This window comes from Thermovenabulum sp. (genome assembly GCF_049701175.1).
Classification (GTDB): domain Bacteria; phylum Bacillota; class Thermosediminibacteria; order Thermosediminibacterales; family Thermosediminibacteraceae; genus Thermovenabulum.
The window spans coordinates 23,818-38,871 of sequence record NZ_JBNATW010000001.1; the positions used below are offsets into that span (position 1 = coordinate 23,818).

Genomic DNA, 15,054 nt, shown 5'->3' on the forward strand with positions numbered 1-15,054 from the left:
TACATTAAAAATTGTAAAGGTGCATTGTAAACTCTGTGCTATAAAAAAATTAATTTTATGTTAAATCTATTCCCATTCTATCGTTGCAGGGGGCTTTGACGTAATATCGTACACGACCCGGTTTACTCCCCAAACCTCGTTGACTATTCGGCTTGCAATCTTGTCAAGAACCTCATAAGGAATCCTTGCCCAATCCGCAGTCATTCCGTCCTCACTGCTTACAGCCCTTACAGCAACCGTATAGGAATATGTCCTCTCATCGCCCATAACTCCTACGCTTTTTATATCTGTCAAAACAGCAAAAGCCTGCCATAGCTGGTTATAAAGCCCGTTCTTTTTTGTTTCTTCTGTAACAATGGCATCCGCTTCCCTTAATATATTCAATTTTTCTTCTGTTACCTCACCAATTATCCTTATTGCAAGCCCCGGCCCAGGAAAAGGATGCCTAAATATAATCTCTTCAGGAAGCCCCAGCTTTAGTCCTACCTTTCTCACTTCATCTTTAAAAAGGTCCCTTAAAGGTTCAATAAGCTCAAACTTCAAATCCTTTGGAAGTCCCCCTACATTGTGGTGGCTTTTAATTACCGCTGCGGTTTCGGTACCGCTTTCTATCACATCGGGATAAAGGGTGCCCTGCACGAGAAAATCTATTTTGCCCAATTTTTTAGCCTCATCTTCAAATACTTTTATAAATTCCTCTCCAATTATCTTTCTTTTCTTTTCAGGATCCGTTACCCCTTTTAGCCTTTTTAAAAACCTTTCCTTTGCATCTACCGCAATTAGATTCATATTAAATTTTTCTTTAAAGGTTTTGACCACATTTTCAGCCTCATTTTTTCTTAACAGCCCGTGATCTACAAAAATACAAACTAGATTGTCGCCAATAGCCTTATGGGTAATTACAGCTGCAACAGAGGAGTCCACTCCCCCGCTTAAAGCACATATGGCTTTTTTATTCCCTACTTTTTCTCTAATTTTTTCTACCTGCTCATCTATGAAGGCCTTCATTGTCCATGTACCTTTACATCCAGCAATGCCGAACAAAAAATTATTTAAAATTTCTCTACCCCTTGTAGTATGTACCACTTCCGGATGAAACTGAACGCCAAAAAGATTTTTACCGTTGCTTATAGCTGCATGGGGGGTGTTTTTTGTACGGGCAAGGGTCTTAAACCCTGAAGGCAGTTCTTCTATGGAATCTCCGTGGCTCATCCATACATCAAAATTTTTTTCAAGGCCGTAAAAAATCCCATCTTCTTCCTCTACGAAAAGTTCTGCTCTTCCGTATTCCCTTACCCCTGCTCTTTTTACTCTACCTCCCAAAAGATGGCACATCAGCTGCATTCCATAGCAGATCCCTAAAATGGGTATACCCAGTTCAAATATCCTTTTATCACAAGTAGGAGCATTTTCCGAATATACACTGGCAGGACCGCCAGAAAAAATTATGGCTTTGGGGCTTTTCTTGATTATTTCTTCTATAGGAGTTTTATAGGGCAAAATTTCGCAGTATATTTGAGATTCCCTTACCCTTCTTGCAATTAGCTGACTGTACTGTCCACCAAAATCCAGGATAATAACATTTTCCCTTAAATCCATAAAAAACCTCCTTAAAGTATCAATATAATTATTTTATAAAATAAATCTGTTTTTCGCTTATTATAATATCCATAAGTATATCATGTTCTTCCTGAGGAAGGGTATCTAAAATTTGAAACTCAAAGGCAAAAGCAATTTTTACTGTCTTACTGCTCAATTTTTTCAAAAATCTATCGTAATAGCCCCCTCCATAACCAATCCTGTAACCCCTCCTATCAAAAGCAACCCCTGGCACGATGACTATATCTAAATCTTTGGGTTCTATTGCTTCATCCGAAATAGGTTCCAAAATGCCAAAATGCCCCTTTTGTAGTTCATTCAAACTCATTATTCTAACAGCAACCATTTCTCCTTTACTTACTATTTTGGGCACATATACATTCTTACCGAGGGAAATGCTTTTTAATATAGCTTCATCGGTTTTTACTTCATTCTTAGCATCAATATAAAACATTATATTTTGAGCATTTTTATAATGAGGTAACTCATAAAGCTTTGATTGGATAATCTTACTTAGGTTTTCTATAAGCTCCTTTTTTTGATTACATCTTAATTCTACCATTTGTTTCCTTATATCCCTTTTATCCATAAACTTACTCCTTAGTGGTTTATTTTCTTTATAAATTTTTATATCATTTTAATTAAAAAAGGGCAAGGACTTATTCGCCACGCCCTTTTATGAGACTGGCAGCTTCTTCATCAAAGATGCAAGTAACATCGGGATGTATCAGCAAAAAAGAGGCCGGCACTTTTGTTGATACAGATTCATCGCCCAATAACTCAGAAATAATTTTTGCCTTGCTTTTACCACTTGCAAGTAAAAGGATTTTTTTGGCTTTCATTATTGTCCCAAGCCCCATGGTGATGGCATATTGGGGAACCTTGTCTAAACTTTCGAAAAATCTTGCATTTGCTTTTCTGGTCTCTTCTGCAAGCTTTGTAACATGAGTGGTGGTGATTAATTCATCCCCCGGCTCATTAAAGCCAATATGACCGTTTGTACCAATTCCCAAAACCTGCATGTCTATCCTTTGGTGCTTCATAATTTTCTCATCGTACCTTCGACATTCTTCTTCTATGTTTTCAGCAGCACCATCAGGAATATGTATGTTTTGCTGGGGAATATTTATATGTTTAAAAAAATTTTCATACATATAATAATGGTAGCTATTTTTATCTGAAGGAGAAAGCCCCACGTATTCGTCCAAATTAAAGGTTATCACTTGAGAAAAATCTACTTCGCCTTTTTTATAAAGTTTTACAAGCTCCCTATACATTCCAAGAGGCGTGCTCCCCGTTGCAAGACCAAGAACAAGATTGGGCTTTTTCTTAATTTCATTGGCTACAATTTGTGCTGCCTTTTTGCTTAATTCATCATAATCCCTGACAATAATCACATTCATAATTTATTCCTCCGCATTTAAAAGTTTTTTATCAAATTAACGGTAACTTTAAAAAGATCCGATCTATAAAAAGATACTTCATAGTATATAGGTTCTTCCTGGTAATAGATGCTCTCAATTTTTAAAAGAGGGGTTTCTTCTCTTATTTCAAGTACCTTTATCAAATCCGGTGCAGGAAAAACGGCAGAAAAAGTAAGTTTTGATTTTATTATTCTAATTCCGTATTCCTCATTTAGCACCTTATGCAATGAGCCTGAGAGCTTTTGGATGTCGATACCGGGAACTATTTTTTCCCAAATATACACTGATTCAACAGCTACAGGCATATCACCGGCTATTCTTAGCCTAATGGCTTTTACAATACTATCATCCTCATTAATGTTTAAAAACTTCGCAATTTTCCCGGCTTTATCCTTTGAAAAGTCTAAAATTTTGGTTTTAGGCACCAGTCCCTCTTTTTCAGCCATCTCGGTAAAGCTCATTATTCCTACCTGTTCAATGGGATAAGCTGTAATAAAACTCCCCTTTCCCCTCTCCCTTTTTATTAACCCTTCTAATTCCAATTCCTTAAGTGCTTGTCTTACAGTCATCCTGCTTATATTGAATTTTTCACAATACTCCCTTTCGGAAGGCAAAAGATCCCCTGGTTTTAAATTGTTGTTTTTTATCTCTTCTTTAATGTAATTTTTTAATTGGTAATAAACAGGTATTGGGCTTTTTTTATCTATCATGTTACATCACCTGGAAATATTTTATCATTATGATGTATAGTTGTCTATACATTTTAATTATTTTTTTAAAATGACTTAATTCTGTCTTGTCCTCTGACTAAATAATATATATAATTATATTATGATTACAGTATAAAAATAATAATATATAAAAAATTATTCATTCTTAAGATTTTAAAAATATGCTATGCTAAAATTTTCATTACATTTAGTTGATGGAGGATATCATGGATAAGCAAGAATTTAAGAAAAAGATTGAAAAGACCGCTGAGATTTTTAAAGCCTTAGGACATCCTGCAAGATTATGCATTGTATGCAAATTAATGTGCAAAGACTGCAATGTTACCGAGCTTCAGGACTGTTTAGACCTACCTCAATCAACAGTTTCACAGCATTTATCCGCCTTAAAATCGAAGGGAATCATAAAGGGGAAAAGAGCTGGGGTAGAAGTGATTTACTCTGTAGTAAACGAAGACGTAAAAAAAATTGTAAAAATGCTTCTAAAATTAGATGAAAATCAACAGGTAATAAAATCCATTGACGAAATATTAAAAGAAAAAGTTGAAAATTAAAGCCTTTCGCTTTTACCGCTCCGGTAAAAGTTTTTTTATTTTTTTTTGCTATTTAATCTGCTATTATCTGAGATTTTAATATAACGTACTTGCATGTTTGCGGTATCATGTTTTGTATTTTATTACTTTCTTCTTTATTCCTTGAAAATGCTCTAACGCAAAGAACTTCCCTTCTGTTTCGATATCCTTTATATGTCATTACCGGAATATTTTTATCACGTAAGATATCTGCCAACTGCTTTCCTGTCTCGCTGTCAGGCGGCGTTATCTCAAATACAAATACCTTATCCTTTGAAGTTAAATCGAGCAGAAGACCGGGAATATATGTTCCAAAAAAGGATGCAATACAAATTGCAAAAATGGTGTATTTATTGTCAGACTTAACCATTTGTGAAATTGTAGAGAGGGCAAAAAATGTACTCCAAAAATTTAATAAACCTGATAAAAAGTACTTTCTATGGATCAAAAAGAGATTTTTTAAGGAAGCCATTATTGTGTCAAGCAATCTAAAGGTAAATACAATCATCAATTCCATATTGCCCCTCCTTTCTTTCGATAATCTTTTACTAAAAAATCATAAAACAGCATAAATTAAACCCTGCAGTATTTTAAAACTACAGGGTATTATAAACAATCGGAGCCCGCGTTTTGCGGGCTCTTTTTCATTAATACATATCAGGGTTTGGCATAGGTGGATTCTTTTCCTTCTCAGGAATTTCTGCAACAACAGCTTCAGTAGTGAGAACCATAGCAGCTACACTTGCTGCATTCTGGAGTGTCGAACGGGTTACCTTAGTTGGATCTACAATGCCTCTTTCAATCATGTTGCAGAATTCTTCACGGAGAGCATCAAAACCAATACCCTTTTCCATTGTCTTCAATTTTTCTACAATTACAGAACCGTCTTTACCGGCATTGTATGCTATTTGTCTTACAGGTGCTTCTAATGCTCTCCTTATAATATCTACACCAATCTTTTCATCGCCTTCAGCCTGAACTTTGTCAAGTGCAGGTAATGCATTTATAAACGCAGTTCCGCCACCGGGTACGATACCTTCTTCAACAGCTGCTTTTGTTGCGGAGAGTGCGTCTTCAATCCTGTGTTTCTTTTCCTTTAGTTCAGTTTCGGTTGCAGCACCAACTTTAATTACAGCTACGCCGCCAGCAAGTTTTGCAAGCCTTTCCTGCAATTTCTCTCTATCGAAGTCAGAGGTTGTCTCTTCAATCTGCGCTTTGATTGAATTGATCCTCTTCTTGATTTCTTCCTTATCGCCGTATCCGTCAACAATAATTGTGTTTTCCTTACCTACTTTAACCTGTCTTGCCCTTCCGAGCATATCAATTGTAGCGTTCTTTATGTCAAATCCGAGCTCTTCTGAAATTACCTGGCCACCGGTTAAAATTGCAATATCCTGCAGCATTGCCTTTCTCCTGTCGCCAAAGCCAGGAGCTTTGACAGCTACAGAAAGTAATGTTCCGCGGAGTTTATTGACAACTAAGGTTGCTAAAGCTTCACCTTCCACATCTTCAGCAATGATCAAAAGTTTTCCGCCGTTTTGGACAACCTTTTCTAAAATAGGTATCAAGTCCTGAACATTGGAAAGCTTTTTATCTGTTATTAAAATATAGGGTTCATCTAAAACGGCTTCCATTTTTTCTGTATCAGTTACCATATAGGGGGATATGTAACCCCTGTCGAATTCCATTCCTTCTACTACTTCCAAGGTGGTGCCCATCGTCTTGGACTCTTCTACGGTGATAACACCATCTTTTCCTACCTTTTCCATAGCTTCAGCAATGAGATTTCCGATTTCCTCATCTGCTGCGGAAATGGAAGCAACCTGAGCGATAGCTTCTTTTGTTTCTACGGGTTTGCTGAAGGTCTTCAACTCTTCTACAACAGCTTTTACTGCTTTTTCAATTCCCTTTTTGATAAGCATTGGATTTGCTCCAGCAACAACGTTTTTCATACCTTCATGAATGATTGCCTGAGCAAGCAGTGTTGCTGTTGTAGTACCGTCACCTGCTACATCCTGAGTCTTGGTAGCAACCTCTTTTATGAGCTGAGCTCCCATGTTTTCAAAGGGATCCTCTAATTCAATTTCTCTTGCAATGGTAACACCATCGTTAGTAATGGTGGGCGTTCCAAATTTCTTGTCAAGAACAACGTTGCGTCCTTTTGGTCCAAGAGTAACCTTAACGGTATTTGCTAATTTATCAATTCCTCTTAAAAGAGCCCTGCGAGCTTCTTCATCAAACAAAATCTGTTTTGCCATTTTTCATCCCCCCTGTAAAAATTATTCAATTACCGCAAGCACATCGCTTTGTCTTAAAATTAAGTACTCTTGATCGTCAATCTTTACTTCTGTACCTGCATATTTAGAGAAAATAACTTTGTCTCCAACCTTCACTTCCAAGGGCACCCTTTGCCCATCAATAATTTCACCAGTTCCTACAGCAATAACTTCACCCTTTTGAGGTTTTTCCTTAGCAGTATCGGGAAGAACGATGCCGCCCTTTGTTTTTTCCTCTTTGTCAATTACTTTAACAACTATTCTATCACCGAGAGGTCTTAATGCCATTTTAAACCCTCCTTTTTCTTGGTTTACTGTGATTTTATTAGCACTCAACATTAATGAGTGCTAATCACAATTCAAATAATAACCAAATTAGGTATAAAAATCAATCCCCCCTTCGAAATTTTTTTTACTTATTTTACCCTAATTACGCTTAAAATTTTCTTCTTTTACTTTTTTTCTTCTGTTATTTTTAATTTTCTTTTAAATTTTTTTCAAAAAAACTTTTCTGTATATATAATATCCATTTTTAGAAAAAAAATACAACTATTTTCCACAATCCTTTACTTCTCCCCTCAAAACCTCTACGGCATGAGGAATTGCAGGTAAAATTACCGACAAATTCTCCCTTACTCCCTTTGGACTCCCCGGAAGGTTTATTATGAGGGTCTTTCCCCTTATCCCCGCCACAGCTCTGGAAAGCATTGCATGGGGAGTCTTTGAAAGGCTTGCCATTCTCATAGCTTCCGGAATACCCGGGACGAGCTTTTCAACAACCGCAAGGGTAGCCTCAGGGGTATTATCTCTCGGGGATAAACCAGTTCCTCCTGTTGTCAATATTATATCAAGGCCCTTATCGGACATAAGAATAAGTTCTTTCTTTAATACCTCCAAATCATCGGGCAAAATTTTATAATCCTCTACTATTCCCCCTATTTTCCTGATCATTTCTTCTATTACTTTGCCGCTTAAATCTTCCCTTTCTCCTTTTGAACCCCTGTCGCTTGCCGTTATTATACCAACCCTAAGCATTTTCAATCACCTCAATGGAATCTCCCGGATAAACCATTCCTCCTTTTAGAACCTTTGCAAAAACCCCTTCTCTTGGCATAATACAATCACCGGTTTGGTAGTAAACAGCACACCTTTCATGGCAGACTTTGCCTTTTTGGCTTATTTCAAGGATGACTTCTCCCACTTTTATTTTAGTCCCAATATCAATTTTTGAAAAATCAATACCTTCTGTTGTGATATTCTCAGCAAAATCGCCGGGATTGACTCTAAGCCCCTTTTCCCTCATCTTGTTTATACTTTCAATAGCAAGAAGGCTTATTTGCCTGTGCCATCCACCTGCATGGGCATCTCCTTCAATACCATAATCCTCAAGGATTTTTACGAAATCCACATTACGCTTTTTTTCACCTTTTTTTTCACTTACTGAAACAGCCACTACTTTTCCCATGGTTTTTCTTCCTCCCTTATAAAATTTCCAGTTTTTCCTCCGCTTTTTTCCAAAAGCTGAATATTTTTTATAACCATACCTTTATCCACTGCTTTACACATATCATAAATTGTAAGGCACGCAATGGACACTGCTGTTAAAGCTTCCATTTCTGCACCGGTTCTCCCGATGCTTTTTGCCCTTGCCTCTACCCTAATGGCATTTTCTCTTTCAATTATTTCAAAATAAATATCTACCCCAGTGAGAGGAATATTGTGGCACATGGGTATCAACCTCGAAGTTTCTTTGGCACCCATAATACCTGCCACCTGTGCAACTGCAAGGACATCTCCTTTTTTCATTTTTCCCTCAACAACCATTTTCAAAGTTTCTTGCGACATATATACATAACCGCAGGCTTTTGCTTCCCTGAAACTTACATCCTTTTCGCTGACATCTACCATTTTAGCCCTACCCTGTTCGTTAAAATGGGTAAACTCCATTTCTTAACCTCCTATCTGCCACATTCTTCTTTTCGTTTCTTCATAATCAGTGCTCTCATCATATTTCATGTTGTGACTGTAAGGTTTTATGGACAGAGCTTCCCCAAAAGCCTTTTGAATTTGCTCCATATCAGCATTGTTTCTCAATACTTCCTTTACATCCAGCTCCTTTGAGGAAGCAAGGCAGGGTTTTAATTTACCATCTGCAGTCAGCCTTATCCTATTGCATTTTTCGCAAAAATGCCTGCTAATAGGTGTAATAAAACCAATAAACCCTTTCGCATTTTTTAATTTAAAGTATTCGGCAGGCCCGCTGCCTTCTATATTTTCCACCTTTATTAAATCACTTTTAATCTTAGATTTAATTTCCTGTGCAGAAATGAACCTTCCTTTTGCCCAGCCTCCTTCCCCTAAGGGCATCAATTCGATAAAACGTATAACAAGAGGATATTCAATGGTAAGTTTTGCAAAGTCGTCGATTTCATCATCGTTAAATCCTTTAGCAACGACCGTATTTATTTTTACAGGATTAAAACCCAAATTCAGTGCTTCTTTTATGCCCTCCAATACATCCCCTAATTTTCCCCTCCTTGTAATGTAAGAAAACTTTTCAGCTTTCAATGTATCCAAACTGAAATTAACCCTCTTTAGTCCGGCTTTTTTAAGTTCCTTTGACATTTCTTTAAACATCGAGCCATTTGTAGTCATTGAAATATCCTTAATCCCATTTATTTTTGAAAGGGCATTAATAAATTCTACAATGCCTTTCCTAACAAGAGGCTCCCCACCTGTAACCCTTACCCTTTCTATACCTAAAGGTGCTACGGCCTTTACAAATTGAAGGATCTCTTCAAAGCTCAAAATATCCTCATGTTTTAAAGCTCTTACCCCTTCTTCCGGCATGCAATATCTGCACCTAAAATTGCACCTGTCGGTTACAGAGATTCTAAGGTAATTTATTTTCCTCCCGTATTTATCAATCATCTAATCGCCCCCAATAATTTCACCTGTGAGTGAGGTATCATACCCCCCTAAGGCCTTTAATTTTTCCTTGAATTCTTCGCTTTTCATAACCTTCAATAATTTCTGCACAGCATCTAAATCAAAGTATTCGTATAAAATAACTAAATCAAACCTTTCAGGGGAAATAGGAATAAAATCAAGGTTCAGGGCCCTTGCCGCTGATAAAATACCAAGCCCACAGTCTGCTGTTCCGCCCACAACCTGTGCAGCAACCGCAAGGTGAGTAAACTCTTCCCTTTCATAACCCCTTACTTCTTCCGGTGAGATATTCAATTCCCTTAATTTCAGATCAAGCAACAGCCTCGTCCCCGCACCTTTCTGCCGATTTACAAAGGTTACATCCTTTCTTTTTAAATCCTCTATTCCTTTTATATTCTTGGGATTACCTTTTTTCACAATCAATCCCTGCTCTCTAAAAGCAAGGTTGACAAGTATTATTTTTTCTTCCCTTAGATAACGTTTTATATACGGAATATTATATTCCCCAGTATCAGGATCAAGAAGATGCATCCCTGCAGCATGAGCTTCTTTTCTTTTTAAAGCCATTATGCCACCCATACTCCCTACATTAGCAGAAGATAAATTAATATCAGGGTATTTCTTTTTCACTTCATTTGCGAGAATATCAATCGCTACATCATGACTTCCAATTATAACTATGGTATTTTCAATGTCCTCTTTTTTTCTTAATAGCTCCACTTCCACATATTCACCGGCTTCAATTCCCTCTTTATTTGCCGGAATTCTTATAATACCATCCGCCCTTACCAGAGATGTGATGGTGCCAGCTCCACGGTTTAAAGGAGATGCAACGAATTCGCTGCCGATTTTTCCTATTTTGACCCTTACAAATTCTTCACTTCCTATGTTTGAGACTATTCTCTTTGCACACCTTGCTTTTATTTTTTCTTTTCCATTTTCAGGCAATCCCTGCATTCTAAATATTAATGGCTTTGCAAAAAGTTCCATTGTTAAAAATGCCGAAACGGGATATCCAGGTATCCCTAACACTGGTTTATCCTCTATGATGCCTAAGATAACAGGTTTACCCGGTTTTATAGCAACCCCGTGAACTAAAAGCCTGCCCAACTCCCTTATTATACTTGCAGTAAAATCCTCCCTTCCAGCTGAAGAACCAGCGTTTATTATCACCCCATCAGCAACCTTTAAAGCTTTCTCTACTGTGTACTTTATTTTTTGGCAATCATCTGTTATTTTTTCAAATATTACCGCTTCCGCACCCCACTCTTTTAAAAGGCCCTCGAAAACCTTTGAATTATACTCTATTATATCCCCTGGTTTTAACTCATCTCCTGGATTTACAAGTTCAGTTCCGGTAGGAATAACCGCAAAAACCGGTTTTTTGTAAACCTTTATATTTACATGGCCACTCGCCAATATTGCCCCTATATCCTGAGGCCTAATGCGGTGGTTTTCGGGGACAATCAGTTCCGTTGCAACGATGTCTTCACCGATAAGCCTTACATTTTGCCATGGCAAAGCAGGAGAAATTAATTCAATTTTATCATCGGAAATAAAATTCACATCTTCCATCATTATTACACTGTCTGTATTGGGTGGAAGGGGATCACCGGTATCCACCACTATAAATTCATCTCTAAATAAAACCACCGGTGTTTTTTCCGATGCCCCGTAGGTTTTTTCCGATAACACAGCTACTCCATCAACTGCAGCGGCATTGTAATGGGGTGATGATATTTTCGCAAAAACCGGTTCAGCTGTAACCCTCCCTAAGGATTCTGAAACATTTATAACCTCAACCCTTTTATTTAAAAAAAACCCCGTTTTTTTTAACTCTCCAAAAAAAATGTTTACTGCTTCCTGCAAAGGAACTGTATCTAAGTATATATCTTTTCTTTTCATGGGAAATCACCTCTTTTAAAACTTTATAAAATTAAAGGCTATTTTTCGTTATCTATAAACAATTACTTCGGCAAGCTCCCCTCTTGAGAACCCAACCCTTTCGGCAGGAATTTTTAAAAGCCCATCGGACTGCGTCATTGTGCTTATCATACCTGACTTACCCAATATGGGTATCGCCCATAGTTCATTTTCCCTCTTTTCCAACTTAACCCTAATATAATCCTCCCTGCCTGCAGCAGAAGATATATCTTTATCACATCTCGCGTATAATTTAAATGCTCCGTAGTCCTCATCCCTGCCCATTAATAAATTCACCAAAGGCCTTGCTATGAGTTCAAAAATTATCATTGCAGAAACGGGATGCCCTGGAAGGCCAATTATAGGCACCTTTTCTACAACTGCAAAGATCGTAGGTTTGCCCGGTTTAACAGAAAGGCCGTGGAAAATAACACCGGGATTTCCTAAACTGTTTACAGCTTTTAACGTAAGATCCCTTGTGCCAACTGAACTTCCACCTGAAATAATTACAGCATCACAGGTTTTTAAAGCATCGCTTAAAGCCTTTTTAATAAGTTCGAAGTCGTCCTTTACTATTCCGAAAGGAACCCCAATGGCACCAAGGCTTTTCACTGCTGAAAATATGGTGTATGTGTTTATGTCCCTTATTTCTCCTTCCTTTGTCTCTTCTTCGGGTCTTTTAATTTCATCGCCTGAAGAAATAATCCCTATTCTGGGCCTTTTATAAACTTTTACTTTTGTAATTCCTAAAGCTGCCAAAGCTCCCACATCTTGTGCCCTTAAGGTATGGCCTCTTTTAAAAAGGGTTTCGCCTTTTGCTATGTCCTCGCCTTTTTTTATAACATTTTCAAAGGGTGCCACCGGTTTTTCTACAAGCAGGGTATTTTCATCAAGCGGTTGTGTATATTCAAGCATAACGACTGCATCAGAATTTTCCGGAAGCATTCCTCCCGTAGATATTTTTACCGCTTGCCCTGCAAATATTTTTACCTTTGCTTTTTCACCCATCCTTACCTCTCCTACAATTTCAAGAATGGATGGTATGGATTCGCTTGCTCCGAAAGTATCCTTAGCAATAACCGCATAGCCATCAACTGTAGAACGATTAAAAGCCGGTATATCCTCCATTGCAATCACATCTGAATAAATTACCCTGCCTAATGCATCGAATAAATCCACATCTTCAGAATCCCTTTGAAAATCCGAAATATTTTCCTTCACTATTTTAACCGCTTCCTCTACACTCTTTACTTCAAAAAGCATTTTATTCACCTCTATATGGGAAATCCTTAAGTTTATAATTCTACACAAAATCTTTTAATCCTTCAATAAAAAATAAAATTACTCACGATTTTGAAAAATTATTTACGATTTCGAAAAACCTTTTTTTATATGTTATACTAAGATTATGGGGGGATTAAAATTGGAACAGCAAAAAGAACACAACAATTATCAGGAAAAAAAGATAAAAAATAATTTCAACGCATTAAGCTATGATTCAATTTTTTTTAATATCTCGACATCCTTCATCGATGCGGGTACAATAATACCGTCCTTTGTCAGTATGCTTACCACTTCGCCGGTCTTGATCGGGCTTACAACTACTATTAGAAACTGCGGATGGTTTTTACCTCAATTGCTGGTAGCAAGAAAGGCGGAAAGCCTTCCTTATAAAAAACCCTTAGTATTAATAGGGGCAGTTATTTACAGAATTGCCCTTTTTTCAATAATCTTATCGGCTTTTTTGGCAGTTAAAAGTACAGCATTATCCCTTATTTTCTTTTATTTGTTTTTTACAATAATGTCCTTTGCTGACGGCATCACAGGTGTGCCATGGATTGACCTTTTTGCAAAATCTATCCCCGTTAATTTAAGGGGCAGGTATTATTCAAAAACACAGTTTCTAAGCGGTAGCCTTTCCTTTGTAACAGGGTTTATCATTAAAGGCATTTTAAACATTAAAACCTTAATTTTCCCTTACAATTATATATTAATTTTTTCACTGGCATTATTTTTTGCCTTCCTTTCTTTTCTTTCCTTTTTGCGGCTCATTGAAGATGAAAAAAGTAAAACAAATTCAGCTTTGAGCTTAATTGAGTATTTTAAAGGAATACCCTTAGTGTTTAAAAATGACAGAGATTTCTCTATGCTTATGATAGTTAACACCCTCTTCAGGTTTTTCTTTTTGCCGCTTCCCTTTTATATAACCTTTGCAAGAACAAAACTATCTCTTCCCGAAGATATAGTTGGGATTTTTGTATCTTCTCAGATGCTGGGCTTTATTTTTGCAGGGCTTATTTTTGGCAGAATTAATGATATTTACGGAAGCAAAAGAGTTATCAAAATAACCGGTTACCTTATTTCTTTACCCCCTGTATTAGCCTTATTATCTTTGTTGCTTTTTTCGAAAAATTTACCTTATGTTCCGATTTATATATTAATATTCATGCTAATAGGGGCTACTAACAGCGGAATTTGGGTTGGGATTTTTAACTATTTATTGAAAATCGCCCCTGAAGAAAAGAGACCTTTATATATAGGACTAATGAATACCCTTACAGCTCCAACTACCTTTCTTCCAATCCTCGGAGGTTTTATCGTGGAAAAGTTTTCATATATTCACATGTTTTTATTCGCAGAAATATTCTTAATATCAGGTCTTTTTGCTTCCTTTTCTTTAAGGCATATCGACGAGTGTTAACCAGACATGCTTGTTATTTTTGATAGATCTGAGGGTAATAGCTCGGTTATTAAAACACCGCTTAAAATCAAAGCAAACCCTAAAAGGGATTTTAAAGTAATGGGTTCATGCCAGAAAATAAAGGAAAAAAGACCGGCAAAAACGGATTCAAGGCACATAATAACAGCAGCATGAGTAGAAGTTGTATATTTTTGGGCTATGTTTTGCACCACAAAAGCTCCTGCTGTGCAAAAAATAGATGCATATAATATAGCCATCCAGCTATGAAGGTCGAGTTTAGCAGGCATTGGTTCATACAAAGCCCCCACAATTAGGGAGAGCATGCCGACTATACCCGTTTCCAATATTGCAAGATTAACCGAACCCGCTTTTTTTGCATAATATTCTATAGCTATAATCTGCATCGCAAAAAATACAGCGCAAAACACGGTTATTACATCCCCTCGGTTTATTTTAAAGTCGCCTTCTATCGAGATTACCGCAAGCCCAATAAACGCCAATAAAGCTCCTGCTATTTGAGACCACCCGGGAAATTTTTTTGTTAAAAAATAGGCAAAAAAAGGCACCATAACCACACTGCTGCCCGTTATAAATCCTGATTTTGCAGGGGTTGTATATAAAAGGCCTACTGCCTGGGTTGCAAAACCCAAAAATAAAAACAGCCCTGCCAAGCACCCTCCCTTTAACTCCTCCTTCGAAAAACTGCAAAGGTTATTATTGAAAATACCCGCAAGAATAAGGAAAGCAATTAAAAATCTCACTGCTAAATACATAAAAGGAGTTACTTTTGAAAACACATTTTTCATTACAACAAAATTTAACCCCCACCCCATTGTTATTAGTAAAAGAGCGCCATCTGCTAAAAGGCTTTTTTTCATTTTC

16 protein-coding genes are annotated in these 15,054 nt (G+C 37.1%); 2 read left to right on the forward strand and 14 right to left on the reverse strand.

Going from position 1 to position 15,054, the window contains the following annotated elements; translation table 11 throughout:
- Positions 1-66 precede the first annotated feature (66 nt).
- The 4 genes from guaA to ACPLVF_RS00135 all read right to left on the reverse strand — a co-directional run bounded on the left by guaA (position 67) and on the right by ACPLVF_RS00135 (position 3,733).
- On the reverse strand, positions 67-1,599 hold the full coding sequence (guaA, locus tag ACPLVF_RS00120) for a glutamine-hydrolyzing GMP synthase (RefSeq protein WP_424905788.1): 1,533 nt from the start codon (positions 1,597-1,599) through the stop codon (positions 67-69).
- 28 nt (positions 1,600-1,627) lie between these two features.
- Entirely contained in the window at positions 1,628-2,188 is a 561-nt protein-coding gene (locus ACPLVF_RS00125) for a 5-formyltetrahydrofolate cyclo-ligase (protein ID WP_424905789.1), read from the reverse strand.
- A gap of 70 nt (positions 2,189-2,258) precedes the next feature.
- Positions 2,259-3,002: a glucosamine-6-phosphate deaminase gene (nagB, locus tag ACPLVF_RS00130; protein WP_424905790.1), complete on the reverse strand. Its 744-nt coding sequence runs from the start codon at positions 3,000-3,002 to the stop codon at positions 2,259-2,261.
- Between the two features lie 17 nt (positions 3,003-3,019).
- A complete protein-coding gene (locus ACPLVF_RS00135) occupies positions 3,020-3,733 on the reverse strand; it encodes a GntR family transcriptional regulator (RefSeq protein ID WP_424905792.1) in 714 nt (237 codons plus the stop codon).
- A gap of 227 nt (positions 3,734-3,960) precedes the next feature.
- Here ACPLVF_RS00135 and ACPLVF_RS00140 point away from each other — a divergent pair, with 227 nt between their 5' ends.
- Positions 3,961-4,305, forward strand: coding sequence for an ArsR/SmtB family transcription factor (locus ACPLVF_RS00140; RefSeq protein ID WP_424905793.1), 345 nt, complete (start codon positions 3,961-3,963; stop codon positions 4,303-4,305).
- 52 nt (positions 4,306-4,357) lie between these two features.
- Here ACPLVF_RS00140 and ACPLVF_RS00145 read toward each other — a convergent pair whose 3' ends face one another.
- The 9 genes from ACPLVF_RS00145 to glp form a co-directional block, all read right to left on the reverse strand.
- The gene (locus tag ACPLVF_RS00145; protein ID WP_424905794.1) at positions 4,358-4,840 is read right to left on the reverse strand and encodes a hypothetical protein; all 483 of its coding nucleotides are present in this window, start codon (positions 4,838-4,840) and stop codon (positions 4,358-4,360) included.
- 130 nt (positions 4,841-4,970) lie between these two features.
- The gene (groL, locus tag ACPLVF_RS00150; protein ID WP_424905795.1) at positions 4,971-6,581 is read right to left on the reverse strand and encodes a chaperonin GroEL; all 1,611 of its coding nucleotides are present in this window, start codon (positions 6,579-6,581) and stop codon (positions 4,971-4,973) included.
- Positions 6,582-6,602: 21 nt separating this feature from the next.
- Positions 6,603-6,887, reverse strand: a complete 285-nt coding sequence (gene groES, locus ACPLVF_RS00155; protein ID WP_424905796.1) for a co-chaperone GroES — start codon at positions 6,885-6,887, stop codon at positions 6,603-6,605.
- Positions 6,888-7,148: 261 nt separating this feature from the next.
- Positions 7,149-7,634 carry a MogA/MoaB family molybdenum cofactor biosynthesis protein gene (locus ACPLVF_RS00160; RefSeq protein WP_424905892.1) on the reverse strand — a complete coding sequence of 162 codons (486 nt, stop codon included), beginning with the start codon at positions 7,632-7,634 and terminating at the stop codon, positions 7,149-7,151.
- Entirely contained in the window at positions 7,627-8,064 is a 438-nt protein-coding gene (locus ACPLVF_RS00165) for an MOSC domain-containing protein (RefSeq protein WP_424905797.1), read from the reverse strand. Before ACPLVF_RS00165 ends, ACPLVF_RS00160 begins: the two co-directional genes overlap by 8 nt.
- Positions 8,052-8,546: a cyclic pyranopterin monophosphate synthase MoaC gene (gene moaC, locus ACPLVF_RS00170; protein WP_424905798.1), complete on the reverse strand. Its 495-nt coding sequence runs from the start codon at positions 8,544-8,546 to the stop codon at positions 8,052-8,054. Before moaC ends, ACPLVF_RS00165 begins: the two co-directional genes overlap by 13 nt.
- Positions 8,547-8,549: 3 nt before the next feature.
- Positions 8,550-9,530: a GTP 3',8-cyclase MoaA gene (moaA, locus tag ACPLVF_RS00175; RefSeq protein ID WP_424905799.1), complete on the reverse strand. Its 981-nt coding sequence runs from the start codon at positions 9,528-9,530 to the stop codon at positions 8,550-8,552.
- Entirely contained in the window at positions 9,531-11,453 is a 1,923-nt protein-coding gene (locus ACPLVF_RS00180) for a molybdopterin biosynthesis protein (protein ID WP_424905800.1), read from the reverse strand. It abuts the gene before it with no gap.
- Between the two features lie 48 nt (positions 11,454-11,501).
- Positions 11,502-12,734, reverse strand: coding sequence for a gephyrin-like molybdotransferase Glp (gene glp, locus ACPLVF_RS00185; protein WP_424905801.1), 1,233 nt, complete (start codon positions 12,732-12,734; stop codon positions 11,502-11,504).
- A gap of 160 nt (positions 12,735-12,894) precedes the next feature.
- Between glp and ACPLVF_RS00190 the strand changes: the two genes are divergently transcribed.
- The gene (locus ACPLVF_RS00190) at positions 12,895-14,172 is read left to right on the forward strand and encodes an MFS transporter (protein WP_424905803.1); all 1,278 of its coding nucleotides are present in this window, start codon (positions 12,895-12,897) and stop codon (positions 14,170-14,172) included.
- Here the strand turns inward: ACPLVF_RS00190 and ACPLVF_RS00195 are convergent.
- Entirely contained in the window at positions 14,169-15,050 is an 882-nt protein-coding gene (locus tag ACPLVF_RS00195) for a DMT family transporter (protein ID WP_424905804.1), read from the reverse strand. The genes ACPLVF_RS00190 and ACPLVF_RS00195 overlap by 4 nt on opposite strands.
- Positions 15,051-15,054 lie beyond the last annotated feature (4 nt).

Excerpts from the sequence above, each read along its gene's own strand:
- guaA (WP_424905788.1), bottom strand. The coding sequence starts at position 1,599 with ATGGATTTAAGGGAAAATGTTATTATCCTGGATTTTGGTGGACAGTAC.
- ACPLVF_RS00125 (WP_424905789.1), bottom strand. The coding sequence starts at position 2,188 with ATGGATAAAAGGGATATAAGGAAACAAATGGTAGAATTAAGATGTAAT.
- nagB (WP_424905790.1), bottom strand. The coding sequence starts at position 3,002 with ATGAATGTGATTATTGTCAGGGATTATGATGAATTAAGCAAAAAGGCA.
- ACPLVF_RS00135 (WP_424905792.1), bottom strand. The coding sequence starts at position 3,733 with ATGATAGATAAAAAAAGCCCAATACCTGTTTATTACCAATTAAAAAAT.
- ACPLVF_RS00140 (WP_424905793.1), top strand. The coding sequence starts at position 3,961 with ATGGATAAGCAAGAATTTAAGAAAAAGATTGAAAAGACCGCTGAGATT.
- ACPLVF_RS00145 (WP_424905794.1), bottom strand. The coding sequence starts at position 4,840 with ATGGAATTGATGATTGTATTTACCTTTAGATTGCTTGACACAATAATG.
- groL (WP_424905795.1), bottom strand. The coding sequence starts at position 6,581 with ATGGCAAAACAGATTTTGTTTGATGAAGAAGCTCGCAGGGCTCTTTTA.
- groES (WP_424905796.1), bottom strand. The coding sequence starts at position 6,887 with ATGGCATTAAGACCTCTCGGTGATAGAATAGTTGTTAAAGTAATTGAC.
- ACPLVF_RS00160 (WP_424905892.1), bottom strand. The coding sequence starts at position 7,634 with ATGCTTAGGGTTGGTATAATAACGGCAAGCGACAGGGGTTCAAAAGGA.
- ACPLVF_RS00165 (WP_424905797.1), bottom strand. The coding sequence starts at position 8,064 with ATGGGAAAAGTAGTGGCTGTTTCAGTAAGTGAAAAAAAAGGTGAAAAA.
- moaC (WP_424905798.1), bottom strand. The coding sequence starts at position 8,546 with ATGGAGTTTACCCATTTTAACGAACAGGGTAGGGCTAAAATGGTAGAT.
- moaA (WP_424905799.1), bottom strand. The coding sequence starts at position 9,530 with ATGATTGATAAATACGGGAGGAAAATAAATTACCTTAGAATCTCTGTA.
- ACPLVF_RS00180 (WP_424905800.1), bottom strand. The coding sequence starts at position 11,453 with ATGAAAAGAAAAGATATATACTTAGATACAGTTCCTTTGCAGGAAGCA.
- glp (WP_424905801.1), bottom strand. The coding sequence starts at position 12,734 with ATGCTTTTTGAAGTAAAGAGTGTAGAGGAAGCGGTTAAAATAGTGAAG.
- ACPLVF_RS00195 (WP_424905804.1), bottom strand. The coding sequence starts at position 15,050 with ATGAAAAAAAGCCTTTTAGCAGATGGCGCTCTTTTACTAATAACAATG.